This is a genomic window from Mesorhizobium sp. M8A.F.Ca.ET.207.01.1.1 (assembly GCF_004794715.1).
In the GTDB taxonomy this organism is placed as follows: Bacteria; Pseudomonadota; Alphaproteobacteria; order Rhizobiales; family Rhizobiaceae; genus Mesorhizobium.
The window spans coordinates 375867-401525 of the sequence record NZ_SRUS01000003.1 but is presented as its reverse complement, the minus strand read 5'-3'; the positions used below and the strand labels follow the sequence as shown (position 1 = coordinate 401525).

The window sequence follows — 25659 nt, the reverse complement described above, 5'->3', positions numbered from 1 at the left end:
GACATGGATGTAAACACAGTCCGCGATGCCTTTCCGGCGATGGCGAGAGATGCCGCGCCGACGAAGCGGATTTTCTTTGACAATCCGGCGGGGACCCAGATGGCGGGCCGATCGATCGAGCGCATGACGCGCGCCATGATCGAGACCAACGCCAATCTCGGCGGCTATTTCGAAACCTCGCTCGCAGCCCAGGCGATGGTCGACGACGCGCATCAGGCGATGGCCGATTTCTTCAACGCCGCCGACCTCCGTGAAGTGGTGTTCGGCCAGAACATGACGACCCTGACTTTCGCCGTCTCGCGCGCCATCGGCCGCGACCTGAACGCCGGCGACGCGATCGTGCTGACGCGCATGGATCATGACGCCAACGTCGCGCCCTGGCTGATGCTGGCGGAGGACCGCGGGCTTGAAGTCCGCTGGATCGACCTTGATCCGAAAACCTTCGAACTCGACCTGTCCACGCTGGAGACAACGATCGACGAGCAGGTCAAGCTTGTCGCCGTCGGTTATGCCAGCAACGTGACCGGCACGATCAACGACGTGAAGCGGATCGCTCGGCGCGCCCGCGCGGTTGGGGCGCTGAGCTATGTCGACGCTGTGCAGTTCGCGCCGCATGGGGTGATCGACGTCCAGGCGATTGGCTGTGATTTCCTGGTTTGCTCGGCCTACAAGTTTTTCGGACCGCATCACGGCGTGTTGTGGGGCCGGTTGAATCTGCTGCAGGCGTTGACCGCCTATAAGGTGCGTGCGGCTTCGAACACGCCGCCCGGGAAATTCGAGACGGGGACGACCAGCCGCGAGGCGCTTGCTGGAGTGCTTGGCGCGGTCGAGCACTATGCCTGGCTCGGACAGTCCTTCGGCAATATCCACCCGCATGCGACGCGGCGTGAGCGCATCGTCGCCGGCATTGAAGCCGCCGACCGTTATGAGCGCGTCCTGACAGCACGGCTGATTGCCGGACTGTCCAGAATCGATGGCGTCGTCATCCAGGGCATAACCGATGTGGCGGCGCAGGCGCGCCGGGTGCCGACCGTGTCGATCACCGTCGCCGGGGCCGATCCCGCCGACATCGCCAAAGCAATGGCAAAAGAAGGCATCTATCTCTGGCACGGACACAATTACGGTTTGGAGCCGATCAGGCGGCTGGGGCTTGCGGACCGAAACGGCGTCGTGCGGATCGGGCTCGCCCACTACAACACCGCGGCGGAGGTCGATTTCCTGTTGGCGAAGCTGGCGGACTGGATGAAGATGCGGACCTGAGATGCGCGACAGAAACGAAACCCCGAAGATCGGCGTCAAGCTGCGCCATGCCAGACAGGTGCTTGGCCTCAGTCTGGAGGAGCTCGGCGCCCGCATCGGCCTGACGGAAGGGTATCTGTCGAAGATCGAGAACGACCTGGCGACGCCCTCGATGGCAGCCCTGCACCGGCTTGTGCAGGCGCTGGGCATCAATATGAACGCAATGTTCGGCACGCTGCAGCACAATGCCTCGGAAGTGTTCGTGTTAAGGCAAAACGAGCGTCCACACATGGAGACGGGACATCGGCGTTCGGGCAACCATGTCGTGCTCGAGCAATTGGTGCCGTCCGGTCCGGAATATCTGTTGCAGATCAACGTCCATGTGATCGAGGCCGGCGGCGGCAGCCTCGAGTTGATCCGCCATAAGGGACAGGAATTCGGCTACGTGCTCGAAGGTTCTGTCGAGTTGCTGGTCGAGGCGAACGTGGTGGCACTGGAGGCCGGCGACGCGTTCTACTTCAACTCCGAACTCGGCCATGGCTACCGCAATGTCGGTTCGACCACCGTCCGTATCCTCTGGGTCAACACGCCGCCGACATTCTGACCGCCGCCAGGCCTGGCGGCCCTCGGGATTCAATGTCCGAACGCCAGCGACGGCGCGATGCGGTTGCGCCGCAGCCAGCGCGCCAGAAGCAGCGCCGCCACCACGGCCAGCCCCGATGACAGGCCGATCCAGATGCCGACGCCGTGGAAGCCGAAATGGAAGGCGAGCAGCACGCCGAGCGGCAGGCCGACGCCCCAGTAGCCGATCGCGGCATAGATCATCGGCACCTTGGTGTCGTGCAGGCCGCGCAGCATGCCGGCGGCAACCGCCTGCGCGCCGTCGAAGACCTGGAACAGGGCGGCAAAGACCAGGAACGACACGGCAAGCGCGATCACCCTGGCATTGGCGGGATTGCCCAGGTCGATGAAGGCGCTGATCAGGAGATGCGGCCAAAGCACCATCACCAGCCCCATCAGCGCCATGAACGAAACGCCGATGACGAAGGCGGTCCAGCCGGCACGCGACACGCCCTCGGGATTGCCGGCGCCATGCGCCAGTCCGACCCGAACCGTCACCGCCTGGTTGAGGCCGAGCGGGACCATGAAGGAGATCGAGGCGATCTGGATGGCGATCGCGTGCGCGGCCAGCGAATCGGCGTCGATCAGGCCCATCAGCAGCGCCGCCGCGTTGAAGATCGTCACCTCGAAGGCGAGGATGCCGGCGATCGGCAGGCCGAGCCGCAGCAGGCCCTTGAAGCGCGGCCAGTCGGACCGCCAGAAGCGGCCGAACAGATGGTAGCGCCGGAACTTCTTCTCCCACATCACCACGACAGCCATGCCGACGAACATCAGCGTGCTGGACAGCGAGGTGGCAAGGCCCGAGCCGGCGATGCCCATCGCCGGAACACCCAGATTGCCGAACATGAACACCCAGTTCGCAAACACGTTGAAAGCCACGGCGACGAAGACGATGACCAGCGCCCAGCCCGGCCGCTCGAGCGCCGAGATGAACGAACGCAGCACGATGTAGCCGTAGAAGGGCAGCACCGCCCATTCGAGCCAGCGCAGATAGATGCCGGCCTGATGCGCCAGCGCGGGCTCCTGCCCCATCGCCAGCAGGATGGCCTCGCCGTGCCAGAGAACGAGCCAGATCGGGATCGAGATCAGGATTGCCAGCCAGAGGCCCTGGCGCACGGTGCGGCGCAGGTCGCGCACGGAATGGCGGCGGCGGCCAAGCTCGGTGGCGATCATCGGCGAGGTCGCCAGCATCAGGCCGAGGCCGAAGATCAGCGGCATGAAATAGAGGTTGGCGCCAAGCGCGCCGCTGGCCAGCGTATCGGCACCGAGGCGCCCCATCATCATGACGTCGGTCGCGGTCATCGCCGTCTGGCCGAGATTGGTCAGCACCATCGGCCAGGCCAGCGCCAGCGTCGCCCTGATTTCCTGGCGCCAAAGATTTTCCGGCGCGCGGGCGCCGGCTTCGATCGCGGACATTGTCCTGCTCTTTCAAGGTTGCGGCGCATCGGCAAAGAGCCGGAAGCCGCATTGCAAACGGCAAAACCTTCGGTTTCGCGGCGTTTGCGCCGTCTATTGAACGAAATGCGACATGAAGGCAAGGGAGGAGGCGCGTGAACAGATTGAGCCAGCGGCTTTGCCCGGCAGGCGTCGCCTCGTTCCCTTGCCGGCCGGGGGCTGCTACGGATTGGACATCGGCAACCGGCGAATGTGGGAGGCAGGATGGCGTTCAGACGCAGAAAGAACACGGCCGCGATCCCGCGCACGGCGCCTTCCTTCGAGCACATCGTCACCGAGGCGAGCGACAGTTTCCTGTGGCGGCTGGACGACTATCCCTGGGAGCGCAATGTCTGGAATTTTCATCCGGAATACGAGATCCATCTGCTCAGGAAATCCTCCGGCGTCGTGCTGGTCGGCGACCATATAGGCGAGTTCGGGCCCGGCTACCTCACCATCGTCGGCGGCGGCCTGCCGCATGACTGGGTCACCGCGGTGCAGCCGGACGAATTGATCGAGGGCCGTGACATCGTGCTGCAATTCGATCCCGAGCGGCTGCGCGGATCGGCGGGATTGTTGCCGGAACTGCGCGAACTGGAGCCGTTCCTGGAGCGGTCGCTGCGCGGCATCGTCTTCCACGGCCGAACCGCGCTTGAAGGCGCCGCGCTCATGGAGCGGATGGGCACGGTGCAGGGGCTCGCCCGCCTCTGCCTGTTCCTCGAACTGGTCGACCTGCTGGCCAGGACCGACGAATACGAGCTGTTGTCGTCGCCGGATTTCTCGCCGGTTCTCGACGCCGCTTCGCTCGATATCATCCAGCGCACGCTGACCTATCTGTTCCAGCACTTCGCCGAGGATCTCAAACTGCCTGACATGGCCGATCTGGCCGGCATGAGTGAAAGCACTTTCTCGCGCTTCTTCCAGAAGAACACCGGCAATTCGTTCAGCGACCATCTTGCCAAGCTCAGGCTCTGGCAGGCCTGCAAGCTTCTGGCCGATACCGACGTCCCGATCACCGATATCTGTTTCCAGGTCGGCTACATGAACATCTCCAATTTCAACCGCGCCTTCCTGCGCAAGCACAAGATGACGCCGTCATCCTATCGCAAGCTGTCGCGACAGCGTCTGGCGATGCGCGCATAAGCGCTTCCTGAATCATCGTTTTGGACCAGATCGATACTCGTGTGACAGGCTCCCCATAGGGAGGCCGGGTTTTGCGCTGCACAATGCATAAAAGTACAGGTCTGCTGCAACGGGGCTTCTAGCTTGGCCCATCGCAACTGCGCATTTTGGCGATGGGCGGCATGTCGTTCGGGCGATGGTGAGGATCGCGTAACCCGAGGACCTGCGCTTCCCGCGAAATATTCCTGGAGGAGAAAAGACCATGAAACCAGTTCGGCTCGCTGCCAGCCTCGGCGCAGCTCTCGTGCTTTCCGCTACCGTTTCAACCCTTGCACTGGCGCAGGCGCCGGTCTGCTCGGCACCGGTCAAGGTGCTGGCGCAGCCGCGCGACGGCCTGACGCTTCTGGAGGACTCCAAGGCCGAGTTCGAGAAGCTCTCCGGCGCGAGCTTCAAAATCGACTATCTGAACGAGAACGACCGGCGGGCGAAGTCGCGCGCGGACGCCTCCACGGTCGGCAACTACAACGTCTACTATGTCGATGAAGCGAACGTGGCGCTGTTCGCCTCGTCGAAATGGATCGTGCCGCTGACCGATTATTACCCGGCTGACTACGACTATGCCGATTTCGATCCGGGCCGCCAGAAGGTCGCCACCTATGACGGCAAGGTGTGGTTCGCGCCGCTGACCGGCGGCGGCGACCTGATGGTCTATCGCAAGGACGTGCTGGAGGCCGCCGGCATCCAGCCGCCCAAGACGCTGGACGAGCTGATCGCCGACGTGCCGAAGCTGACCGACGCCAGCAAGGGCATGTACGGCATCGCGCTGCGCGGCGCGCGCGGTTCAGGCGCCAATGTCTGGCGCTGGATGCCGTTCTTCAAGGCCTATGGCGGCAAGTGGTTCGACGGCGACAAGCCGGCTTTCAACTCGGACGCCGCCGTCAAGGCGACCGAGACCTATCTGAAACTGTTCAAGGATTCGGCGCCCGGCACGCAGACCGGCAGCTGGGATGAATCGACCGGCGCCTTCCTGTCGGGCCAGGTCGCGATCCTCGTCGAATCGACGCCGCTGTCGGGCATGGCGGTCGATCCCAAGACCTCGCAGGTGGTCGGCAAGATCGGCTTCCTGCCGCCGCCCTCGCCGCTGCCCGGCGGCGGCTACGGCCATGGCCTCGCCATCGCGGCGAAGGCCAATGCCGACGATGCTTCGAAGAAATGCGCCGGCCTGTTCATCGCCTGGGCGACATCGAAGGAGAACGAGAAGCGCCGGCTCGACGCCCATCAGTTCGGCGAGCTGAACCGCACCAGCATCCTGTCCAGCAAGGAGTTCGCCGACATCTACGGCGCCGATCTCGGCCAGGCGCTGGCCGAAACCGGCAAGGTGACTGCTGTCAACTTCTGGCAGGATCCGCGCTGGCCCGATCTCGGCGACCGCTGGGGCATCATCCTCGAGGAACTGGTCGCTGGAACGCGCACCGACGTCAAGGGCGGCCTCAACGAACTCGAAGCCTATGCCAACGAGCTGGTGAAGAAGTAGGCCCCTCCCTCTTGCGGCGTACGGTCCGCGGCATTCCCGCGAATGCCGGGACCTGTGCGCCGCAGGAGGGCCTGCCTTTCCCTGAAATGCGCGACGGTTTCGTCATGTCCAGATATCAGCGACACAGCAAGGCCTGAGACCAATGCCTCGACGTTCATCCCTGCCGGTCACCTTTGTCGTGCCGACGCTGGTCATTCTGCTGATCCTGTCGATGGTGCCGACGCTCTATGCCATCGTCATCGCCTTGCAGAACCGCGAATTGAGCGCACCCGGCTATTCCTGGGTCTGGTTCGCGAATTTTGCCGACCTGTTCCTCGACCGCCGCTTCCTCAACGCCGTCTGGGTGTCGGTGAAGTGGGAGATCGTCACCGTCGTGGCGACGATGGTGGTGGCGATCGGGCTCGGCGTGCTGATGTTCGAGGTCGCCAGCCCACGTCTGCGCAATGTCTACTGCCTGCTGTTCATCATCCCGGTGCTGTTGCCGCGCGTCTCGGCGGCCTTCGTGTGGAAATTCGCCTATCATCCGCTCTACGGCATTGCCACCTACCCCTATCGGTTGTTGACCGGCGGGCTGATCTTCGACCCGCTCTCCAAACCGTCGACGGCGCTGTTCGCCGTCGCCTCGGTCGACGTCTGGCAATGGGGCCTGTTCTTCGCCGTGATCGTGCTGAAACTGCTGGAGACCCTGCCGCCGCAGCCGATCGAGGCCGCGAGGCTCGACCACGCCAAACGCTGGCAGATCCACGCCTATGTGACCTTGCCGATGCTGAAGGCGCCGCTGGTCAGCCTGATGTTCGTCAAGATGATCGAATCGCTGCGCTCCTTCGACCTGATCTATGTGATGACCCGCGGCGGGCCGGGCGTGGCGACCGAGACGCTCGACATGTACGCCTTCTCGCAAGGCTTCATCGAGTCCGGCAAGGTCTCCTATGCCTCGGCGATGGCGGTGCTGATGATGATCGCCACCGTCATTACCTTCACCATGTTGTGGAAGCGGGTGCAGGCATGAGAGCGGGTCGCCTGATCGGCAGGATCGTGCTGGCGTTTGCCGGCTTCATGGCCGTGTTTCCGCTGCTGTGGACGGCGCTCAACGCGCTGAAGAACAATGTCGACATCATCACCCGCGTGCCGCGCCTGGTGTTCACGCCGACATTGGCCAACATCAGCTACATCATCGGACGCGACAGCGTGCTGACCGGGCTCTACAACTCGATCGTCGCCTGCGGCTCGGCCGTGCTGATCGGCGTCGTGCTCGGCCTGCCGGCGGCTTACGCCGTGGCGCGCTATCCCAACCGCTGGGCCGGCGACATCCAGTTCTTCGTGCTGTCGCTGCGCTTCCTGCCGCCGGTGGCAGTGGCGATCCCGCTGATGGTGATCTGGCTGCAGCTCGGGCTCTACGACACGCTGCCGGCGCTGATCGTCACCTACTCGCTGCTCACCATCTCGGTGATCATGTGGCTCGCCATTCCTGCCTTCCAGGCCGTGCCGAAAGAGGTCGAGGAGGCCGCTTTCGTCGACGGCTACGGCGCCTATTCGGTGTTCTGGCGCATCGCGCTGCCCGTGGCGGCACGCTCGCTGGCCGGAGCGGTCGCCTTCAGCTTCGTGCTGGTCTGGAACGAATTCCTGATCGCGCTGATGCTGTCGAGCTCCAACGCCAAGACCTTGCCGATCGTCGCCTCCGAACTTTCCCAGCAAGGCATGAACGTGCCGTGGGGAATTCTCAACGCCTCGGTCGTGCTGTTGTCGCTGCCGCCGCTGCTGTTCCTCGGCGTGTTGAGCGGCTTCCTGAATTCCGTTTTCCGGCAAAAGAAGAATTGAAGTGAGGCTTACGTCGATGCAGGCACTGGTGCTTGAGAAAAAAGGCGAACTGTCGCTGCGCGAGATCGCGCTCCCGCTCGACGTCGGACCAGACGATGTCAAGATCGCCATCCACACGGTCGGCGTCTGCGGCAGCGACGTTCATTATTACACGCATGGCGCGATCGGCAGTTATGTCGTGCGCGCGCCGATGGTGCTCGGCCACGAGGCCGCCGGAACGGTGGTCGAGATCGGCGCCAATGTCGCGAGCCTGAAGCTCGGCGACCGCGTCTGCATGGAGCCGGGCGTGCCCAACCTGTCATCGCGCGCGACAAAGCTCGGCATCTACAATGTCGATCCGGACGTCACCTTCTGGGCGACCCCGCCGGTGCACGGCATTCTTGCTCCCTATGCCGTGCACCCGGCCGCTTTCACCTACAGGCTGCCGGACAATGTCTCCTTCGCCGAGGGCGCGATGGTCGAGCCGTTCGCCATCGGCATGCAGGCGGCAAGCCGTGCCCGCATCGTTCCGGGCGATGTCGCCGTCGTCGTCGGCTGCGGCCCGATCGGCATCATGATCGCGCTGGCGGCGCTGGCCGGCGGCTGCTCGAAAGTGCTGATCTCCGACTTTTCCGCGCCCAAGCTTGCGATCGCCGGGCAATATGCCGGCATCGTGCCGGTCAATATCGGCGAGCGGTCGCTGGTCGATGCCGTCGCCGCCGCGACCGACAACTGGGGCGCCGACATCGTCTTCGAGGCGAGCGGCAGCCCGAAGGCGTTCGCCGACCTATTCGACGTCGTGCGCCCCGGCGGCGCGGTGGTGCTGGTCGGGCTGCCGGTGGAACCGGTGAGCCTCAATGTTCCAGCCGCGATCTCCAAGGAAGTGCGCATCGAGACGGTGTTCCGCTATGCCAACATCTTCGACCGCGCCCTGCAGTTGATCGGCTCAGGCAAGGTCGACCTCAAGCCGCTGATCACCGGCACCTATGACTTCGCCGACAGCATCAAGGCTTTCGAGCGGGCCGCCGAGGGCAACCCGCAGGACGTCAAACTGCAGATCCTGCTTACCGGCGAAAAGGGCTGATCATGTCCGCGATCGTTTGCTCCCATGTCGACAAGGTCTATGGCGCCACTTCGGTCATCCGCGACCTCAACCTGGCGATCGAGGAGCACGAATTCGTCGTCTTCCTCGGCCCGTCCGGCTGCGGCAAGTCGACCTTGCTGCGGATGCTGGCGGGGCTGGAGGACATCAGCGGCGGCGAGGTCTCGATCGGTGGCAAGGTGGTCAACGATCTCGATCCCGGCGACCGCGGCATCGCCATGGTGTTCCAGAACTATGCGCTCTATCCGCACATGAGCATCTTCGACAACATCGCCTTCGGGCTGCGGCGCCAGAAGGCGCCGGCGCCGGAGATCGACAAGCGGGTGCGGGCGGTGGCGGCGACGCTGGGGCTGGAGCCCTATCTCGGGCGCAAGCCGACCGAGCTTTCCGGCGGCCAGCAGCAGCGCGTGGCGATCGCGCGCGCCATGATCAAGACGCCGAAAGTGTTTCTGTTCGACGAGCCGCTGTCGAACCTCGACGCCAAATTGCGCAACCATATGCGCGTCGAGATCGCGCGGCTGCACCAGTCGTTGAAGACCACCACCGTCTACGTCACCCATGACCAGCTCGAAGCAATGACGCTGGCCGACCGCATCGTGCTGCTCAAGGACGGCAAGATCGAGCAGATCGGCTCGCCGGCCGAAATATACGAGCGTCCGGCCAATATGTTCGTCGCCGGCTTCATCGGCACGCCGAACATGAATTTCATCGACGTGGCCATCGGGCGCAAGGATGACCGCTGGACCCTGACCGGCGCCGGCACGGTGTTTTCCATCGACGGCTCCCGCTTCGACCTGCATGGCGTGTCGCGCGCGGTGCTCGGCATCCGCCCGCCGGACCTCAAGACCGCCGGAGCCGACGAGACCGGGAACCTGTTGCAGGGTGCCGCCGACCTGATCGAGTTCCATGGCAATGACGCGCTGGTGACGTTCGGCACCGGCGGCAAGGAAATCAGTGCCCTGGTTCCGACCCGGGAATGTCCGACGCGCGGCAGCGGCATCCGCTACACGTTCGAGGACAGCCGCATTCACCTCTTCGACGCGGCGTCCGGCGTGTCGCTGCTGCGGCAGTGACGGCCGTTAGAGCATTTCACCGTTTCACGGAAACGGTGAAATGCTCTAACTCTTTGTTTTAACGCAATTCCCAAGGGCAAGCGCTACGCGCTTGTCCCGGGAAAACCGCTCACACTTTTCCTGGAATTGCTCCAGAGCCTACCTTATCGCGTCGAGCGCCTGCCGCTGGCGGTGCATTTCCAGGAAGATCCGGTAGTCGCGGTCGAAGCGGGCGCCGGCTGCCGGGTTGGCGGCGCGCGTCCTGCCGCCCTGCTGCATGGCAAGGCAGGCGGCGTTGAGGTCGGGGAAAAGCCCGGCGGCGGTGGCGGCGACCATGCCGGTGCCGAGCAGCACGGCCTCGTCGGCCAGCGGCTCGACCACCGTGCAGCCGGTGGCGTCGGCATAGAGTTCCATCAGGAGCGGGTTCTTGGTGTGGCCGCCGGTGACATGCAGCGTGTCGATCAGGTAGCCGTTCTCGTTCAACGCCTCCAGCACGTGGCGCACGCCGAGCGCGATGCCGACGGCGGTGCGCCAGTAGAGCTTGCACAGGCTGTCGAAGGAGGAATCCAGCGTCAGCCCGCTGACCACGCCGACGGCATGCGGGTCGGCGAGCGGCGAACGGTTGCCGTGGAAATCCGGCAGCACATGCAGCCTCGCGGCAAGGTTCTCGCCCTCGGCGGCGCGCAGTTCGGCCACGCGCACGGCGATCCTGGCATGCATGGCCGCGTTCGGCTCGCCGCCGGCGCCGTGCCAGCGGATGATATGGTCGAGCAGCGCCCCGGTCGCCGACTGGCCGCCCTCCGACAACCACAGCTTCGGCAGTGCGGCGCCGTAGTAAGGGCCCCAGACACCGGCGAAAGGCTGCGGATCGGGCGACATCGCCATGACACAACTCGATGTGCCGGCGATCAGCGCCAGATGCCGGCCGATATTCTGGTCATCGCCGGCAAAACCGCCGAGCACGCCAAGCGCGCCGGCATAGGCGTCGATGACGCCGGCGCCGACCCGGCATTCCTCGCTCAGGCCGAGTTCGGCGGCTGCCCGCGGGGTCAACCGGCCGATATCGGCGCCGACCGGACTTGCCCTTTCGGGCAGATTGCCGTGATCAAAAAGATCGTCGAGGCCGACGAGCTCGAAGAAATCGCGCTGCCATGCGGTTTCCTGGTGCGCCAGATAGGTCCACTTCGCCGTCAGCGTGCATTGCGAGCGGGCCAGCGATCCCGTCGCCTGCCAGGTCAGGAAATCGGCCAGGTCGAATAGATAGCCGGCTTCATTCCAGGTCTTGCGCAGATTGCGCTTCAGCCACATCAGCTTCGGCGTCGCCATCTCCGGCGACATCACGCCACCGATATAATTCAGCACCTCGTGGCCGCTCGACGTGCATTCGTCGGCTTCGGCAATGGCGCGGTGGTCGAGCCAGACGATGGTGTCCCAGCGCTGGTCGCCGGTGGTCGAAACGCTGAGCTGGCCGCCTTGCCTGTCACGCACCACCAGCGAACAGGTGGCATCGAAGGAAATACCGGCGATGTCCTCGGCGGCGACGCCGGCTTTTTCGCGCGCGGCACGCACGGCGGTGCAGACGGCGGACCAGATGTCGCGCGAATCATGCTCGGCATGATCGGGCTTCGGCTGGTTCATCGCGATCGGCCGCTCGGCGCGGCCGAGCAAGGTTCCACTGGCGTCGAGAATGCCCGCGCGAGCGCTCCCGGTGCCGACATCGACCGCGCAGACAAACTGTTTCGTCAAGATGCTTTAACTCTCGCTCCCAGGCCTGCAATCAGATCGGGCAATTGCAGCATGTCAGCGAATATAAAGTCCGGTTCGGTCGACGCAAGCCGCGCTTTCAGAGCCGGGTTGCCGGCGTGCGCGCCGCCGGTGAAGGCGAAGACGCGCATGCCTGCCGCGCGTGCCGCCGCGACGCCGGCGGGGCTGTCCTCGATGACCAGGCAGTTGCGCGGACGTGCCCGCATGCTGGCGGCAGCGTGGAGAAAAAGGTCCGGTGCCGGCTTTCCCCTGGCAACCATGGCGGCGCTGAACAGATGCGGCTCCATCAGCGTAAGCAGGCCGGTGACGTCGAGCGCGTAACGAATCCGTTCCAGCGTACCGGAAGAGGCAACGCAATACGGCAGGCGGAGCTTCGGCAACATCTCCCTGACGCCGGCGATCGGCTTCAGCTCCTCGCGGAACTTTCGCATGAGGTCGACGCGCATGGCGGTGAGATGCCGGTCGGTGATCTCCAGGCCGAAGTCGCGGCCGAGGATCTCGCGCACGCTCTTCATGCTCTTGCCTAGGAAATGCTCGTAGGCGGCGTCTTCGCCTATGCTGCCACCGGCAAGTTCGATCATGCCGAGCAGCGCCGAGACGGAGAGCGCCTCGCTGTCGACCAGCACGCCGTCGCAGTCGAAGATGACCAGTTCAGGCGTCATGGTGCCGGCTGGCTCTCAGAGCTTGCCGGCGATGTAGCGCGTCAGCGTGGCGCGCGTGCCATTGGCCCAGAGCACGTTGAGCGCGTGGGCGAAGGCCTCGACGAAGGCGGTGGCGCGGCCGACATCGCCATAGATGTCGTCCATCGCAAGCCAGGCGGCAGGCGCGGCCTTTGCCGCCTTTGCCGTTGCCTGCATCCGATCCCAGCTCGGGTCGTTGGGTTCGATGACGGCGCCGCTGTCCGTCGTGCCGAAGCAGTAGCGGCACCACAGCGCCGATTCCAGCGCCAGACCGGCAACGCCTTTGCCCGCCTTCAGCCGGTCGGCGATGGTCGGGATGATGAATTTCGGCTGGCGGTTGGAGCCGTCGAGGCAGAGCCGGCGTACCGTGTCGCCGATCTTGGGATTGGAGAAGCGCTTCTCGATGAGCTGGTAATAGTCCTCCAGCACGGTGTCCGGCACGGGCGGCACGGTCGGGATGATCTCGTCATGCTCGAGCTTGTCGAGGAAGCCGCGCACCAGCGGCTCCTGCATCGCCTCATGGACGAAGTGGATGTCCATCAGTCCGGCCGGATAGGCAATGGTGGCGTGGCCGCCATTGAGGATGCGGATCTTCATCAGCTCGTAAGGGGCGACCTCTTTGACGAACTGCACGCCGACCTTTTCCAGCGGCGGGCGGCCATCGGTGAAATGATCTTCCAGCACCCATTGCCGGAACGGCTCGCAGAACACCGGCCAATTGTCTTCGAGGCCGAAGTCGTCGGCGAGGATCTTGCGCTCGCGGTCGCTGGTCGCCGGCGTGATCCGATCGACCATGGCGTTCGGGAAGGCGACGTGGTCGCTGACCCAGTTCGCCAGGTCCTCTTCGATCAGGCGGGCAAGGCCGATCACACCGTCCGACGTGACATGGCCGTTATGGGGAATGTTGTCGCAGGACATGACGGTGAACGGCACGATGCCGTCCTGACGGCGGCGCATGAGGCCAGCCAGGATGATGCCGAACACGGTCTTTGGTGTGGCGCCCGGCTGCGCGTCGGCGACAATATCAGGATGAGTCGGATTGAAGACTCCGGAGGCCGGATCGATGAAATAGCCGCCTTCAGTGATGGTCAGCGATACGATCCTGATCGCCGGATCGGCCAGCCGTTCGATGGTGGCGGCGGCATCGCCCGGCATCAGGAAATCGATCATCGCTCCGGTGACGCGGGCGCTCATGTGGCCTTCGTCCTGCTCGACCACGGTGGTCAGCCAGTCCTGCTCTTCGAGCTTGCCGCGGCCGATCTTCTCGCCGTCGAACACGCCGGCGCCGACCAGGGCCCAATCATGGCCGATGCCCTGACCGAACAGGTCGTCGAGATAGACGGCCTGATGCGAGCGGTGGAAATTGCCGACACCGAAATGCACGATGCCGGCTTTCAACGCCGACCGGTCATAGTTCGGACCTGCGACCTTGGACGGAAGCGTGGCGAGGCTTGAGGAAGAGAGTTTCACGGTCATCTGCTTTACCCTTTGGCCGATTTGCAGCCCGACTGTTTCGCCTCCTTCGGGAGGGTGAGGATGAGGGGCCGCACCTGGTGTTCCAGTATGCTGCCCCTCATCCATCCCCTCGGCACTTCTCCGGAGGAAATGAGAGAAGCGCCTTCCCCCTCAACTCATCCTTTTCAACTCATCCATTGGCCGCCATCGACATTGTAGGTCTGGGCGACGATGTATTCGGCCTCGTCGCTGGCGAGGAACACGGCCATGCCCGCGAGGTCTTCCGGCTTGCCCATGCGGCCGTACGGCACGCCCTCGCCGACCAGCCGTTTCTTTTCGCCTTTCGGCCGGTTCTCGTATTTGGCGAACAAGGCATCGACCTCGTCCCACATGTCGCTGTCGACGACGCCGGGCGCGATGCCGTTGACATTGATGCGGTGTTTGATCAGGTCGAGCCCGGCTGACTGCGTCAGCGAGATGACGGCGGCCTTGCTGGCGCAATAGACCGCGACCAGCGGTTCGCCGCGACGCCCGGCCTGGCTCGCCATGTTGATGATCCTGCCGCCCTTGCCCCGCGCGATCATCGACCGGGCGGCTGCCTGCAGCATGAACAGCGTGCCGGCAACGTTGACGGAAAACAGCTTTTCGTAGCTCGCCTTCGAGATCTCCACGATCGGTGCCAGGTCGAACAGAGCGGCGTTGTTGATCAGGATATCGAGGCCGCCGGCCCTGCTCTCCACCGCCTTGACCGCGGCGTCGATGGATGCCTGATCGGTGACGTCAAGCTTTAGCGCATAGGCGTGATCACCGATTTCAGCAGCGGTCTTGCGTGCTGCGTCGAGGTTGATGTCGGCAATCGCCACGGTGGCGCCTTCGCGCACATAGGCTTCGGCGAAGGCTCTGCCGATGCCGCGCGCCGACCCGGTGATCAGCGCCGATTTGCCTCTCAGCCTCACCGCTCCATCCTCACCGCTCCATACTCACTGGGCCATCGCCTTGCCGTCGGGACCGAAGCGGTGCAGCTTGGCTTGGTCGGGCGTGAGATAGATGGTGTCGCCGTGGCGGACCGCCAGTTCGCCGTCGGCGCGCACCGTCAGTGGCCCGATCCCGTCAGCCTGGACGTGCAGGAACGTGTCGGAACCCAGATGCTCGGCCACGCCGACGGTGGCCTTCCAGTCGCCCGCCGTGGTCGAGATCTGCATATGTTCAGGCCGGATGCCGATCGTCTTGGCGCCATATTTAGCGGCCGGCGCGCCCTCGATCAGGTTCATCTTCGGCGAACCGATGAAGCCGGCGACGAACAGGTTGCGCGGCGTCTTGTAGAGCTCCATCGGCGAGCCGACCTGCTCGATGTTGCCGGCGTTGAGCACGACGATCTTGTCGGCCATGGTCATGGCCTCGACCTGGTCGTGGGTGACGTAGATCATCGTCGTCTTGAGCTGATGGTGCAGCTCGCTGATTTCGAGCCGCATGGTGCCGCGCAGTGCCGCGTCAAGATTGGACAAGGGCTCGTCGAACAGGAAGGCCGAGGGCTGGCGCACGATGGCGCGGCCGATGGCGACGCGCTGGCGCTGGCCGCCGGAGAGCTGGCCGGGACGGCGTTCGAGATAGTTGGTGAGGTTCAAGACGCGCGCCGCGTCCTTCACCTTCCTGTCGATGGTCGCCTGATCCTCGCCCGCCATCTTCAAGGGGAAGGCGATGTTCTTGGCAACCGTCATATGCGGGTAGAGCGCATAGGACTGGAACACCATGGCAAGCTTGCGCTTGGCCGGCGCCTCGCCGGTGACGTCACGGCCATCGATGTTGATGGTGCCGCCGCTGGTGTCTTCCAGGCCGGCGATCAGCCTCAGCAATGTCGACTTGCCGCAGCCCGACGGGCCGACGAAGACGACGAACTCGCCATTCTCGATCACCAGGTCGAGACCGGGGATGATGGACGTCGATCCAAAGGATTTGGAGACGTTCTTGAGCGTGATGTTTCCCATGGTTTCCTCCCCGAGAGCTATTTTTCGCCGATTGCTTCAGGCAATTTCCGTTACTTCACCGCACCAAAGGTCAGGCCGCGCACCAGCTGCTTCTGGCTGAACCAGCCCATGATCAGGATCGGTGCGATGGCCAGCGTCGAGGCCGCCGAAAGCTTGGCCCAGAATAGGCCTTGCGGGCTGGAGAAGGAGCTGATGAAGGCGGTAAGCGGTGCTGCTTCCGTGGTCGTCAGCCGGATCGTCCAGAATGCCTCGTTCCAGGCCAGGATGATGTTGAGCAGCATCGTCGAGGCGATGCCCGGCACCGCCATCGGCGTCAGCACATAGATGATCTCGTTCCACAGCGACGCGCCGTCCATGCGGGCCGCTTCCAGGATCTCGCCGGGAATCTCGCGGAAGTAGGTGTAGAGCATCCAGATCACGATCGGCAGGTTGATCAGCATCAGCATGACCATCAGGCCGATGCGGCTGTCGAGCAGACCGGTGTCGCGGAAGATCAGGTAGATCGGAAACAGAACCGCGACCGCGGGCATCATCTTGGTGGACAGCATCCACATCAGGATGTCCTTGGTCCGCTTGGTCGGAGAGAAGGCCATCGACCATGCCGCCGGGATGGCGACGAGCAGGGCCAGGACGGTCGAGCCGACCGAGAGCAGCACCGAGTTGAAGAAGAACTTGAAATAGCCGCTCTGCGCCTGGACCTCGGAATAGCTTTCGAAGGTTCCAGACGGGATCAGGTTGAAGCCCTGGATCGCTTCCTGTTCCGACTTGAACGAGGTGATGATCGTGTAGAGGATCGGAAAGAAGATCAGCAGGGCGACGATCCAGGCGGCTGCCGTCGCGATGGTCTTGTGCTGGGTGGTGACTGCGCGTGCCATCTTGTCCTCCCTTACTTGTCCAGGTTCTTGCCGACGGCGCGCATGGCGAAGAAGGCGACGATGTTGGCGAGAATGACGGCGATCACACCGCCCGCGGATGCCTGGCCGATTTTGAACTCCAGCAGCGCCTTCTGGTAGACGAGGAAGGGCAGGTTGGTGGAGGCATAGCCGGGGCCGCCATTGGTGGTGACCAGGATCTCGGCATAGACGGAGAGCAGGAAGATCGTCTGGATCAGGATGACCACGGTGATGGCGCGCGACATGTGCGGCAGCGTCAGATAGATGAAGCGGCTGATGAAGCCCGCGCCGTCCATCTCGGCGGCTTCCTTCTGCTCGCCGTCGAGCGATTGCAGCGCGGTCAGCAGGATCAATGTCGCGAAAGGCAGCCATTGCCAGGCGACGATGATGATGATCGCCGTCATAGGATGCTGCCCGAACCAGTCGATCGGTTGCGCCCCGAAGAAGCGCGCTATGTCGGCGAAGACGCCATATTGCGGGTGCATGATCATGTTCTTCCACACCAGAGCGGCGACCGGCGGCATGACGAAGAACGGCGAGATGACGAGGATGCGCACGATCCCTTGGCCCCACATCGGCTGATCGATGAGCAGTGCCAGCAGGATGCCGCCGATCACCGTGATCAGCAGCACGCTGACCACCAGGACCAGCGTGTTGAGGATCGACTGCAGGAAAGCCGGGTTGGAATAGAACAGCGCGTAGTTCGAGAGGCCGACGAAGCCATCGCGAACCGGATTGAGCGGGTTGTACTGCTGGAAGGAGAACCACAGCGTGAGAGCGAGCGGAACAACCATCCAGACCAGCAGCAGCACCACGGATGGCGCCATCATGAATCGGGCAAGCGAACGGGTCTGCTGAGTAGCCATGACGGTCACCCTTCAAGGATCAGACTGAATTTTCACAGGCGTTGGAAAGGCGGCCGCCCGAACTGGGTTTCGGGCGGCCGTTGCCGGTCGAGGAGGTGACCGGCATTCGGCACCGGGAGGAGCCTTACTTGATATAACCGCCCTCGGTCATCGCCGCGGTCGCGGCGTCCTGGGCCTGCTTCAACGCATCGTCGACGCTCGACTGACCGGCAAGTGCCGCCGAGAAGAGCTGGCCGACGGTTGTGCCAAGGCCCTGGAATTCAGGGATGGCGACGAACTGCACGCCGACATAGGGCACCGGCTTGACGGTCGGATGCGTCGGGTCGGCGGCGTTGATGGAGTCCAGTGTCATCTTGGCGAACGGAGCCGCCTTCTGGTACTCGGCGTTCGCATAAAGCGAGGAGCGCGTGCCCGGAGGTACGTTGGCCCAGCCTTCCTTCGACGCGACGAGCTCCGCATAGTGCTTGCTGGTCGCCCAGGAGACGAACTTCTCGGCAGCGTCGGCCTTCTGCGTGCCGGCGGGGATCGCCAGCGACCAGGCCCACAGCCAGTTGCCGCGCTTGCCAAGGCCGTTGTCAGGCGCCAAGGCGTAACCGACCTTGTCGGCGACGGTCGAGTTCTTCGGGTCGGAGACGAAGGACGCCGCGACTGTGGCGTCGATCCACATGCCGCACTTGCCCTGCTGGAAGAGCGCCAGGTTTTCGTTGAAGCCGTTGGAGGACGCGCCTTCGGGGCCGTCGGCCTTCATCAGGTCGACATAGAACTGCAGCGTCTTCTTCCACTCGGGCTGGTCGAACTGCGGCTTCCAGTTCTCGTCGAACCAGCGGGCGCCGAACGAGTTCGACATGGCGGTCAGGAAGGCCATGTTCTCGCCCCAGCCGGCCTTGCCGCGCAGGCAGACGCCGTTCACGCCATTGGCGCGGTCGGTCATCTTGTCGGCGGCCTGTTTGATGAAGTCCCAGGTCGGCGCATCGGGCATCTTCAGCCCAGCCTTCTCCATCAGGTCCTTGCGGTACATGACGAAGGAGCTTTCGCCGTAGAACGGCGCGGCATAGAGCTTGCCGTCGACCGAGAGGCCGCCGGCGATGGCCGGGATGATGTCCTTGGCGTCGTAGTCGTCGCCGAGCTTGTCGAGCGGCAGCAGCCAGCTCTGCTTGGCCCAGATCGGAACCTCGTAGGTGCCGATGGTCATCACGTCATACTGGCCGCCCTTGGTGGCGATGTCGGTGGTGACACGCTCGCGCAGCACGTTCTCTTCGAGCGTGACCCAGTTGAGCTGGATGTCGGGGTTGGCCTTGGTGAAGTCGTCGGTCAGCTTCTGCATGCGGACCATATCGCCATTGTTGACGGTGGCGATGGTGATGGATTCGGCATGTGCGGCGAAAGCCAGCGCGCTGGCCGAGCACAAGCCCAGGATGAGCGTACGAAGTTTCATCAAATTCCTCCCATGGACCAAGATGAGCATTTGCCTTGGCTGTGAGCAATTACTCACTAAGTGTGAATTATGTCAAGCCGGATTCGATGCTGCAGCGCAGCACCGGGCTTGCCGATGGACCGCCGACGGATGGAAGTTGGAGACGACGAGCCGCGCGCGTGCCGGATATCAGGCAACGGGACAGAAAGGGGTCCAGGATCGAAGCGGGCGCGACGAACCGGTCAGCAGGCGATCTCGGCCAGCAGCCAATCGCGGAAGGCGCGGATCTTGGGCACGTTGCGGCGGGCTTCCGGATAGACCAACCAGTAGGCGTGGCCGTCGTCGCCGACCAGGTCGAACGGCTGGATCAGACGGCCGTCGGCGAGTTCGGCCTTGAACAGGGCCCGGGTCAGGATCGCCACGCCGTGGCCCGATATGGCCGCGTTGGCTTCATAGGCTTGCGCGCCCATGCTGCTGCCGGGCCGCCTGGCAAGGTCATGGCTGTGCACGCCGGCGGCCTCGAACCATTGCGTCCACCAGATATCGCTGGGATCGAGGATCGGCAGCTTGAGCAGATCGGCCGGTTCGTTGATGCCGCCGATGCTCGCCGCGAGCTTCGGGCTCAGCATCGGCGTGAAATCGGCATCGAGAAGCTTGTGGGCTTCCAGCCCGGGCCATTTGCCGCCGCCAGAACGAATGGCGAGGTCGACGTCCTCGCGGGAGAAATCCGTCAGCCGGCTCGACGTCTCGAGCCGCACGGCAAGCGACGGATGCGCGATCTGGAACGCGCCCAGATGATGCGCCAGCCAATTCGAGGCAAAGGTCAGCACCGTGGTGACACATAGCAGCCCGTCCGCGCCGCCGCGCGCGGCGGCATAGGCCTGGCTGAGGATGGCAAAGGCCTCGCTGACAGCCGGCGCTAGGCGCTGGCCCGCTTCGGTCAGTTCGATCTGTCGCGGCCGGCGCAGGAACAGCGGCGCGCCGACGCGCTCCTCCAGCACCTTGATCTGGTAGCTGACCGCGGCTTGCGTCATGGCGAGTTCCCCGGCGGCCTTGGTGAAAGAAAGATGCCGCGCCACCGCCTCGAACACCCGGATCGCCTGCAATGGCGGCAGTTGCGAAACCTGCGGCGCGCTGAGGTCAGGCATAAAGCCTCCTTATGGGTCGTTATCGACGTTCGATTGGCAAAGGCGGCCGGCAAGGCCGACATTCATCCTCAACCCGTCATTCGGGTTCAGGATAGCGAAGGTTGACGATCATGACCATGACGCAGCAAAAATGCACTCCCGCTCCCGATCATCGCTGGATTTCGTGGTTGGTGGACGGATTCGGCTGGTTCGCGCCCCGAAAAAAGGCGCATCTCGACATCAGGGACCTGTCGCCCCATCTGCAGCGCGACCTCGGTTTTCTCGACGGCAACGACCCTTTCGGCCGGCACCAATAGCCTTCCTGGCTTTATCAGGAAGCCGTCAAATACCGGCCAGCAGGGCGGTCGCCGTCCGCTCGTCGGTGATGAGCCCGTTGACCAGCCGCCGGTTCACGGCCGCCAGGATTCCCGGCAGCTTACGCTCGCCCATGGCGAGCGCGATAACCAGCGACTTCTCGCGCGACGGCAGCGCCGCCGACGACACCCGGTCATTGGTGATGCCTTCGATCATGCGGCCCTCGCGATCGAACACCCAGCCGACGATTTCGGCGACGCCGCCCGCCTTCTGCAAGGCTTTCAGCTCGCTTTCGGAAATGAAGCCGTCCTCGTAGAGCGGCGCCTTCGGGCCGAGGTCGCCAATACCGATGAAGGTGACATCGGCCTCGGCGGCAAGCGCCAGCGTCGGCTGGATCATCGGCTGGTTGAGCAGCATTTCGCGCTCCTGCGGCGAGGAGGCGATGACCGGCAGCGGCATCGGGAAGGACCGCGCCTTGACCCTGTCGGCCATGGTGAAGATGACGTTGTAGAAGGCGGCCGAACCGTCCGGCGAGATGTTGCCGGTCAAGGACACCACCTTATGCTGCGGGCATTCCATCGGCGGCAATTGTTCGATCGCCGCCTTCAGCGTGCGTCCGGTGCCGATGCCCATGACGATCGGTGTCGGCGACCGCAGCCGCCGTTCGATCTCGGCGGCGGCCGCTTCGGCGATGCCGATGGTGGTGGAGGATGAGTTGGGATCGCTCGGCACCACCTCGACAAGGTCGAGCGCGAAGCGTGATTTCAGCCGCGCGGCAAGGTCCAGGCAGTTGGCGATCGGATGATCGACGCGGACCTTGATCAAGCCTTCCGACACCGCCAGCGACACCAGCCGCTGCGCCGTCTGCCTCGATATGCCAAGCGTGGCCGCGATCTGGTCCTGTGTGTTGCCGGCAACATAATAGAGCCAGCCGGCGCGCGCCGCGTCGTCCAGCCTGTTGCTGCCGCCATCCTGCCGGCTATTCACGTCTTGCCTCCCGAAACCCGCCGATCATCAGGCGATCCGTATCAGTTTCGCAGGGAATGGCCGCCTGCGCAATTGTCAATCTCAAGAGCAAATGCTTACGCTGATACAGCGGAGGTTTCTCGGCCAATACCCGGTCGGAGAAAACGCGGCGGGTTCCGTTTCGCTTTGAAGGCATGTTCTATGGCCGCCAAAGGTTTATCTCCCGCCGCAAACCCTTTAAGGGATCGCAAAAAGGAGCGCTGCATGACACCGAAGGCGGTTTTCTGGGACATGGACGGCACGCTGGTCGACAGCGAACCGCTGCATGAGGCAGCCCTCATTGCAGCGATGCGCAATGCCGGCCTGACGCCGCCTGACGATCTGCATGAGCGCGTGCTGGGCGTCGCCGCCTGGCCGGTCTACGAAATGATGCGCGACGAGTTCGGGCTGCGACTGCCCTTCGACGAGTGGATCGTTCACAAATATGAGCATTACCTGCCGCTGGTCGAAGGGCTCAAGCCGCGCCCAGGCGCTATCGAGGTCTTCCACGAACTGCACGCGCTCGGCGTGCAGCAGGCGGTGGTGTCCAATTCGGACCGGATGATCGTCGACGCCAATCTGCGCATGGTCGGCCTCACCTATCCCGGCATGAAGACGATCAGCCGCAACGACGTGCGCGACGGCAAGCCGCACGCCGAGCCTTTCTTGCGCGCCGCCTATCTGGCCGACGTCGATCCCGCGCACGCCGTCGCGGTCGACGACAGCTGGCCGGGCGCCATGGCGGGGCTGGCGGCGGGAATGAAGACCATCTTCTGGCCTGAAAAGCCGATGGAAGGACCGCCCGGCGCCATCGTCATCAACAGCGCCGGGGAATTGCGGGCTCAGCTCGGGCTGTGAGTAGCCTCCTTCTCCCCCGTCACTATACGGGGAGAAGGTGCCGGCAGGCGGATGAGGGGCAGCGCTGACTTGGCAAAACGTCGGCGTGCAGGTTCTGATTTCTGAGACCTTGGTGCCGCCCCTCATTGTCCTGCCGGACATTTCTCCCCGTATAGTGACGGGGAGAAAGTGGCGGTGCTGACGGTTTCGCCAATTACCGGCGTTGCGAAATGATCGCTTAATTCCGGTACACCGGCTCCTGCTCGTCGAGGATCGCCTTCAACTCGGCGAGGTGACGCTCGGCCTGGCCGGGATAGTCGTCCATCTCGCTCGCCGCCTTCTCGGCGATCGCGTCGGAGAGCGTGCGCAGCGGGCGACCGGTCCACAGCGCCTTGATGTAGGTCTCGGCGGCGCGCTCGAAATAGAACATGCGGTTGAAGGCGTCGGCGACGGTGTCGCCGATGACCAGCACGCCATGGTTGCCCATCACCATCACCTTGACCTTGGGGTCGGCGAGAAGCTGCGAGCAGCGTTCGCCCTCTTCCTCGAAGGCCAGCCCGCCATAGTGCGCGTCGACGACATGGCGGTTGAAGAACATTGCCGAATTCTGGTCGATCGGCGGCAGCGTCGAGTCGGCCAGCGAGGCCAGCACGGTGGCGTGGATCGAATGGACATGCATGACGCAGCGCGCGTGCGGTACGTTGCGATGGACGGCGCCGTGCAAGCCCCATGCCGTCGGGTCGGGTGCATTAGGCCCCGAAAGTGTGTCAGGGTCGTTGGCGTTGATTTCGATCAGGTCGCTCGCCTTGATGCGCGAGAAATGTACCTGGTTCGGGTTCATCAGGAACCTGGTGCCGTCGTCGTTTATGGCCAGCGAGAAATGGTTGGCCACCGCTTCGTGCATGTTGAGACGCGCCGTCCAGCGGAAGGCGCAGGCGAGATCGACGCGCTCTTCGTAGAAGGGCAGGTTGGTCAGCGTTTCCTTCTGCAGGCGGGCTATGCTCATCGTAAAAATCCTCCGGTTTCGGCAAGAATGGCGCGCGCCGCTGGTGCCTGCAACCGCTTTCGCTTGGTGCAGACGGCCAGCTATGCCGCGGTGCTTGCGGCGCCAATGGTGCGCAGTCCGCCGTGCTCGACGATGAAGTCGATCACCTCCCGCAGGCCCTTGCCGCGCGAAAGATCGGTGAAGCCGAACGGGCGCTTGCCACGCATGCGGCCCGCATCGCTTTCCATGATGTCGAGATTGACATTCACATAGGGCGCCAGGTCGCTCTTGTTGATGATGAGGAAATCGGAACGGGTGATCGCCGGGCCGCCCTTTCTCGGAATCTCTTCGCCCTGGCAGACCGAGATGACATAGAGCGTCAGGTCGGCAAGGTCCGGCGAAAAAGTGGCGGCAAGGTTGTCGCCGCCGGATTCGATGAAGATGATGTCGAGATCGGGGAATTTGCGGTTCAACTCGGCGATCGCCTGCAAATTGATCGAGGCGTCCTCGCGGATGGCGGTGTGCGGGCAGCCGCCGGTTTCGACGCCGACGATGCGGTCCTCCGGCAGCGCCTGCAGCCGGACCAGCATCATGGCGTCTTCCCTGGTGTAGATGTCGTTGGTGACGACGGCGATGGAAAACTCGTCGCGCAGCGCCTTGCAGAGTTTTTCGGTGAGCGTCGTCTTGCCGGAACCGACGGGGCCGCCAATGCCGATGCGAAGAGGACCGTTAGCTTGTGTCATATCGGAAACTCCATAATGGCAAGAGCCGCGAAGCCGAGCCCGATCAGCAGGCACAGCGGCGAATAGAGACTGGTATCGAGCCACGCGAAAGGCTGTTGCGGCGCCAGCCGGCGCCACCAGGGCGTGAAACCGGCAATGCCACGCCCCAGGAACACCAGACCGATCAGCATCGACGTGGCGGCAAGGCCCTCCTTGGGAAAGGGCGAGGCGAAGAACCCGATGAGCGCCAGCGGCCAGAGCGTCGCCAGGCCAAGGCAGGCGGCAACGGCGAAACTGGCGATCGGTGTCGGCATTTCGTCGACGCCGCGAAAACCGACGACGGCATGGGCGCAGGACGCGGCATCCCTGCCCGGCCAGATGCCGCCGATGCCCCAATAGACATGCAGTGCCGTGATCAGCAGCAGGACGAATGAGAGGACGAAGGCGAGGAGGATCATGAGCGGAACAATCGCGAATACTGGGTTTCGTGCTTCATCGCCATGACGTCGGAGACGAAGGCGCAGCCGCCGAGATCGTCCGATGTCGAGCGGGACGCGCGCGCCGCCGTCGAGAGCGCCAGCGGCTCGAAGCCGGCAAGCAGCGCGGTGGCTTCGTTCTGACCGATGACGCCGAGCCGGATCGCGGCCTGGACGAGGTTGGAAAAGAAGGCTTGCAGGAAGGCGGACAGCGCGTCCTGCAGCGCAATGCCATTGCCCCCGGCGACGGCGCCGACAGCGACGCAATAGGCGCATTCGGCCGGCAAGCGCTCCAGCACGGAATTGGGCCAGGCGCCGGCCGCTTTAAGGAAGGCCGCACCTTGCAGCATGGCCTCGGCGTGGCGTTCGCGCGAGCCGGCCAGTGCCTCGGCCAGCGCGGCGACCTCGGCCAGATCGCCGCCTTCGCGGGCGCGGCGCCAGCTCTCGGCGAACAGCACGGCATCGTTCCAGCCGGAGCCCATCTCGACCAGCGTCTCCAGCCAGCTGGCAAGGCCGGCGGCATCGTCCACCAACCCGTCATGCACCGCGCGCTCCAGACCATGGCTGTAGGCAAAGCCGCCGACCGGAAAGGCCGGCGACAGCCATGCCATCAGCCGCAGCAGGGCGATGCCGGAGGGCTGGTCAGTCATGATGATGATCGTGATGCGAATGCGCATGGCTGTGCGAATGGGATTCGCCGTGGCCATGGCTGTGCGCCTCGGCGTGGGCATGGCCATGCCTTCCGGAATAGGCGCCGCGCACCGGCTTGAACGGCTCCGAGACGTCGCGCACCGTGGCGCCGAGCCCCTCCAGCATCGCCTTGATGACATGGTCGCGCAGGATGAGGATACGGTGCGCCTCGATGCCGGCGGCGAGGTGGCGGTTGCCGATATGCCAGGCGAGTTCGGTCAGATGCACGGCGTCGCGGGCGCGGATGTCATAGACCTCTTCGGGCGCCGCGATAATCTCGATATGACCGCCGTCCTCCAGCACCAGCCGGTCGCCGTCGTTCAGGGCAACGGGCTCGGGCAGGTCGACCAGCACCTTGCCGCCGTCGGCAAGTTCGATGGCGCGGCGGCGCAGATGCCGCTCGTCATGGGCGAGGACCGCACGGCCGGAAGGCACAGTGGTCGCGGCCGTGCCGGCAGGCAGCACCGAGACGGCGCGCGGAAATTTGGTGAAGTCGGTGTTGAGGTTGAGCTTCATTTCATGGCTCCGCCATTAGAGCGCCGCG

Annotated in this window: 26 protein-coding genes; 10 read left to right on the top strand and 16 right to left on the bottom strand. The window is 64.1% G+C overall.

From position 1 onward, the window contains the following. The first annotated feature begins 3 nt into the window (after nucleotides 1-3). Together EN850_RS10660 and EN850_RS10655 are read left to right on the top strand one after the other, a co-directional pair. Entirely contained in the window at nucleotides 4-1260 is a 1257-nt protein-coding gene (locus EN850_RS10660; RefSeq protein WP_135921948.1) for a cysteine desulfurase-like protein, read from the top strand. A gap of 1 nt (nucleotide 1261) precedes the next feature. After that, entirely contained in the window at nucleotides 1262-1843 is a 582-nt protein-coding gene (locus EN850_RS10655; RefSeq protein WP_135921947.1) for a cupin domain-containing protein, read from the top strand. A 29-nt stretch (nucleotides 1844-1872) separates the two neighbouring features. Here the strand turns inward: EN850_RS10655 and EN850_RS10650 are convergent, their stop codons facing one another. Further along, entirely contained in the window at nucleotides 1873-3276 is a 1404-nt protein-coding gene (locus EN850_RS10650) for an MATE family efflux transporter (protein ID WP_127871273.1), read from the bottom strand. 243 nt (nucleotides 3277-3519) lie between these two features. On the opposite strand from EN850_RS10650, the gene EN850_RS10645 reads away from it, so the two are divergent. From EN850_RS10645 to ugpC, 6 genes are all read left to right on the top strand, one after another. Then, nucleotides 3520-4437 (top strand): AraC family transcriptional regulator, encoded by a 918-nt coding sequence (locus tag EN850_RS10645; RefSeq protein ID WP_136091206.1) that lies wholly within the window; start codon nucleotides 3520-3522, stop codon nucleotides 4435-4437. A 241-nt stretch (nucleotides 4438-4678) separates the two neighbouring features. Next, complete coding sequence (locus EN850_RS10640) at nucleotides 4679-5950, top strand: extracellular solute-binding protein (RefSeq protein WP_136091205.1); 1272 nt, start codon at nucleotides 4679-4681, stop codon at nucleotides 5948-5950. Nucleotides 5951-6092: 142 nt separating this feature from the next. Next, nucleotides 6093-6959 carry a sugar ABC transporter permease gene (locus tag EN850_RS10635; RefSeq protein ID WP_136091204.1) on the top strand — a complete coding sequence of 289 codons (867 nt, stop codon included), beginning with the start codon at nucleotides 6093-6095 and terminating at the stop codon, nucleotides 6957-6959. Continuing rightward, nucleotides 6956-7768 carry a carbohydrate ABC transporter permease gene (locus tag EN850_RS10630; protein WP_136091203.1) on the top strand — a complete coding sequence of 271 codons (813 nt, stop codon included), beginning with the start codon at nucleotides 6956-6958 and terminating at the stop codon, nucleotides 7766-7768. Before EN850_RS10635 ends, EN850_RS10630 begins: the two co-directional genes overlap by 4 nt. 16 nt (nucleotides 7769-7784) lie before the next feature. Next, nucleotides 7785-8831 carry an NAD(P)-dependent alcohol dehydrogenase gene (locus EN850_RS10625; RefSeq protein WP_136091347.1) on the top strand — a complete coding sequence of 349 codons (1047 nt, stop codon included), beginning with the start codon at nucleotides 7785-7787 and terminating at the stop codon, nucleotides 8829-8831. A gap of 2 nt (nucleotides 8832-8833) precedes the next feature. Next, nucleotides 8834-9922, top strand: coding sequence for a sn-glycerol-3-phosphate ABC transporter ATP-binding protein UgpC (gene ugpC, locus EN850_RS10620; protein WP_136091202.1), 1089 nt, complete (start codon nucleotides 8834-8836; stop codon nucleotides 9920-9922). Nucleotides 9923-10060: 138 nt separating this feature from the next. Here ugpC and EN850_RS10615 read toward each other — a convergent pair whose 3' ends face one another. The 9 genes from EN850_RS10615 to gcvA form a co-directional block, all read right to left on the bottom strand. Then, nucleotides 10061-11647, bottom strand: a complete 1587-nt coding sequence (locus EN850_RS10615) for an FGGY-family carbohydrate kinase (protein WP_136091201.1) — start codon at nucleotides 11645-11647, stop codon at nucleotides 10061-10063. Next, nucleotides 11644-12327 (bottom strand): HAD-IA family hydrolase, encoded by a 684-nt coding sequence (locus tag EN850_RS10610; protein WP_136091200.1) that lies wholly within the window; start codon nucleotides 12325-12327, stop codon nucleotides 11644-11646. Before EN850_RS10610 ends, EN850_RS10615 begins: the two co-directional genes overlap by 4 nt. A gap of 15 nt (nucleotides 12328-12342) precedes the next feature. Continuing rightward, nucleotides 12343-13821, bottom strand: coding sequence for a mannitol dehydrogenase family protein (locus EN850_RS10605; protein WP_136091199.1), 1479 nt, complete (start codon nucleotides 13819-13821; stop codon nucleotides 12343-12345). A 164-nt stretch (nucleotides 13822-13985) separates the two neighbouring features. Next, nucleotides 13986-14756: an L-iditol 2-dehydrogenase gene (locus EN850_RS10600; protein ID WP_136091198.1), complete on the bottom strand. Its 771-nt coding sequence runs from the start codon at nucleotides 14754-14756 to the stop codon at nucleotides 13986-13988. Nucleotides 14757-14780: 24 nt separating this feature from the next. Then, a complete protein-coding gene (locus EN850_RS10595; protein WP_136091197.1) occupies nucleotides 14781-15785 on the bottom strand; it encodes an ABC transporter ATP-binding protein in 1005 nt (334 codons plus the stop codon). A gap of 50 nt (nucleotides 15786-15835) precedes the next feature. Further along, nucleotides 15836-16660: a carbohydrate ABC transporter permease gene (locus EN850_RS10590; protein WP_127275236.1), complete on the bottom strand. Its 825-nt coding sequence runs from the start codon at nucleotides 16658-16660 to the stop codon at nucleotides 15836-15838. Nucleotides 16661-16671: 11 nt separating this feature from the next. After that, nucleotides 16672-17544, bottom strand: a complete 873-nt coding sequence (locus EN850_RS10585; RefSeq protein WP_127275237.1) for a sugar ABC transporter permease — start codon at nucleotides 17542-17544, stop codon at nucleotides 16672-16674. Nucleotides 17545-17668: 124 nt separating this feature from the next. Beyond that, nucleotides 17669-18979 (bottom strand): sugar ABC transporter substrate-binding protein, encoded by a 1311-nt coding sequence (locus EN850_RS10580; RefSeq protein WP_127871260.1) that lies wholly within the window; start codon nucleotides 18977-18979, stop codon nucleotides 17669-17671. Nucleotides 18980-19200: 221 nt separating this feature from the next. Then, entirely contained in the window at nucleotides 19201-20106 is a 906-nt protein-coding gene (gcvA, locus tag EN850_RS10575; RefSeq protein ID WP_127275239.1) for a transcriptional regulator GcvA, read from the bottom strand. 110 nt (nucleotides 20107-20216) lie between these two features. Between gcvA and EN850_RS10570 the strand changes: the two genes are divergently transcribed. After that, nucleotides 20217-20402 (top strand): hypothetical protein, encoded by a 186-nt coding sequence (locus EN850_RS10570; RefSeq protein ID WP_127275240.1) that lies wholly within the window; start codon nucleotides 20217-20219, stop codon nucleotides 20400-20402. A 25-nt stretch (nucleotides 20403-20427) separates the two neighbouring features. Here EN850_RS10570 and EN850_RS10565 read toward each other — a convergent pair whose 3' ends face one another. Then, the gene (locus EN850_RS10565) at nucleotides 20428-21387 is read right to left on the bottom strand and encodes a sugar-binding transcriptional regulator (RefSeq protein ID WP_127275241.1); all 960 of its coding nucleotides are present in this window, start codon (nucleotides 21385-21387) and stop codon (nucleotides 20428-20430) included. Between the two features lie 243 nt (nucleotides 21388-21630). Between EN850_RS10565 and EN850_RS10560 the strand changes: the two genes are divergently transcribed. Next, a complete protein-coding gene (locus tag EN850_RS10560; RefSeq protein ID WP_127275242.1) occupies nucleotides 21631-22263 on the top strand; it encodes an HAD family phosphatase in 633 nt (210 codons plus the stop codon). Between the two features lie 217 nt (nucleotides 22264-22480). Here EN850_RS10560 and EN850_RS10555 read toward each other — a convergent pair whose 3' ends face one another. From EN850_RS10555 to EN850_RS10535, 5 genes are all read right to left on the bottom strand, one after another. Next, nucleotides 22481-23248, bottom strand: coding sequence for a class II aldolase and adducin N-terminal domain-containing protein (locus EN850_RS10555; RefSeq protein WP_136091196.1), 768 nt, complete (start codon nucleotides 23246-23248; stop codon nucleotides 22481-22483). Nucleotides 23249-23328: 80 nt separating this feature from the next. Next, nucleotides 23329-23970 carry an urease accessory protein UreG gene (gene ureG / locus EN850_RS10550; protein ID WP_136091195.1) on the bottom strand — a complete coding sequence of 214 codons (642 nt, stop codon included), beginning with the start codon at nucleotides 23968-23970 and terminating at the stop codon, nucleotides 23329-23331. After that, nucleotides 23967-24407, bottom strand: coding sequence for a DUF3995 domain-containing protein (locus EN850_RS10545; RefSeq protein WP_127275245.1), 441 nt, complete (start codon nucleotides 24405-24407; stop codon nucleotides 23967-23969). The genes ureG and EN850_RS10545 overlap by 4 nt, the downstream gene beginning before the upstream one ends. Beyond that, nucleotides 24404-25075, bottom strand: coding sequence for an urease accessory protein UreF (locus EN850_RS10540; protein ID WP_136091194.1), 672 nt, complete (start codon nucleotides 25073-25075; stop codon nucleotides 24404-24406). The genes EN850_RS10545 and EN850_RS10540 overlap by 4 nt, the downstream gene beginning before the upstream one ends. Beyond that, nucleotides 25068-25631 (bottom strand): urease accessory protein UreE, encoded by a 564-nt coding sequence (locus EN850_RS10535; RefSeq protein ID WP_136091193.1) that lies wholly within the window; start codon nucleotides 25629-25631, stop codon nucleotides 25068-25070. The genes EN850_RS10540 and EN850_RS10535 overlap by 8 nt, the downstream gene beginning before the upstream one ends. Nucleotides 25632-25659: the final 28 nt, after the last annotated feature.

Bases quoted from the DNA above. Each gene is read 5' to 3' on its own strand.
- EN850_RS10660 (WP_135921948.1), top strand. From the start codon at position 4: ATGGATGTAAACACAGTCCGCGATGCCTTTCCGGCGATGGCGAGAGAT.
- EN850_RS10655 (WP_135921947.1), top strand. From the start codon at position 1,262: ATGCGCGACAGAAACGAAACCCCGAAGATCGGCGTCAAGCTGCGCCAT.
- EN850_RS10650 (WP_127871273.1), bottom strand. From the start codon at position 3,276: ATGTCCGCGATCGAAGCCGGCGCCCGCGCGCCGGAAAATCTTTGGCGC.
- EN850_RS10645 (WP_136091206.1), top strand. From the start codon at position 3,520: ATGGCGTTCAGACGCAGAAAGAACACGGCCGCGATCCCGCGCACGGCG.
- EN850_RS10640 (WP_136091205.1), top strand. From the start codon at position 4,679: ATGAAACCAGTTCGGCTCGCTGCCAGCCTCGGCGCAGCTCTCGTGCTT.
- EN850_RS10635 (WP_136091204.1), top strand. From the start codon at position 6,093: ATGCCTCGACGTTCATCCCTGCCGGTCACCTTTGTCGTGCCGACGCTG.
- EN850_RS10630 (WP_136091203.1), top strand. From the start codon at position 6,956: ATGAGAGCGGGTCGCCTGATCGGCAGGATCGTGCTGGCGTTTGCCGGC.
- EN850_RS10625 (WP_136091347.1), top strand. From the start codon at position 7,785: ATGCAGGCACTGGTGCTTGAGAAAAAAGGCGAACTGTCGCTGCGCGAG.
- ugpC (WP_136091202.1), top strand. From the start codon at position 8,834: ATGTCCGCGATCGTTTGCTCCCATGTCGACAAGGTCTATGGCGCCACT.
- EN850_RS10610 (WP_136091200.1), bottom strand. From the start codon at position 12,327: ATGACGCCTGAACTGGTCATCTTCGACTGCGACGGCGTGCTGGTCGAC.
- EN850_RS10605 (WP_136091199.1), bottom strand. From the start codon at position 13,821: ATGACCGTGAAACTCTCTTCCTCAAGCCTCGCCACGCTTCCGTCCAAG.
- EN850_RS10595 (WP_136091197.1), bottom strand. From the start codon at position 15,785: ATGGGAAACATCACGCTCAAGAACGTCTCCAAATCCTTTGGATCGACG.
- EN850_RS10590 (WP_127275236.1), bottom strand. From the start codon at position 16,660: ATGGCACGCGCAGTCACCACCCAGCACAAGACCATCGCGACGGCAGCC.
- EN850_RS10585 (WP_127275237.1), bottom strand. From the start codon at position 17,544: ATGGCTACTCAGCAGACCCGTTCGCTTGCCCGATTCATGATGGCGCCA.
- EN850_RS10580 (WP_127871260.1), bottom strand. From the start codon at position 18,979: ATGAAACTTCGTACGCTCATCCTGGGCTTGTGCTCGGCCAGCGCGCTG.
- gcvA (WP_127275239.1), bottom strand. From the start codon at position 20,106: ATGCCTGACCTCAGCGCGCCGCAGGTTTCGCAACTGCCGCCATTGCAG.
- EN850_RS10570 (WP_127275240.1), top strand. From the start codon at position 20,217: ATGACCATGACGCAGCAAAAATGCACTCCCGCTCCCGATCATCGCTGG.
- EN850_RS10560 (WP_127275242.1), top strand. From the start codon at position 21,631: ATGACACCGAAGGCGGTTTTCTGGGACATGGACGGCACGCTGGTCGAC.
- EN850_RS10555 (WP_136091196.1), bottom strand. From the start codon at position 23,248: ATGAGCATAGCCCGCCTGCAGAAGGAAACGCTGACCAACCTGCCCTTC.
- ureG (WP_136091195.1), bottom strand. From the start codon at position 23,970: ATGACACAAGCTAACGGTCCTCTTCGCATCGGCATTGGCGGCCCCGTC.
- EN850_RS10545 (WP_127275245.1), bottom strand. From the start codon at position 24,407: ATGATCCTCCTCGCCTTCGTCCTCTCATTCGTCCTGCTGCTGATCACG.
- EN850_RS10540 (WP_136091194.1), bottom strand. From the start codon at position 25,075: ATGACTGACCAGCCCTCCGGCATCGCCCTGCTGCGGCTGATGGCATGG.
- EN850_RS10535 (WP_136091193.1), bottom strand. From the start codon at position 25,631: ATGAAGCTCAACCTCAACACCGACTTCACCAAATTTCCGCGCGCCGTC.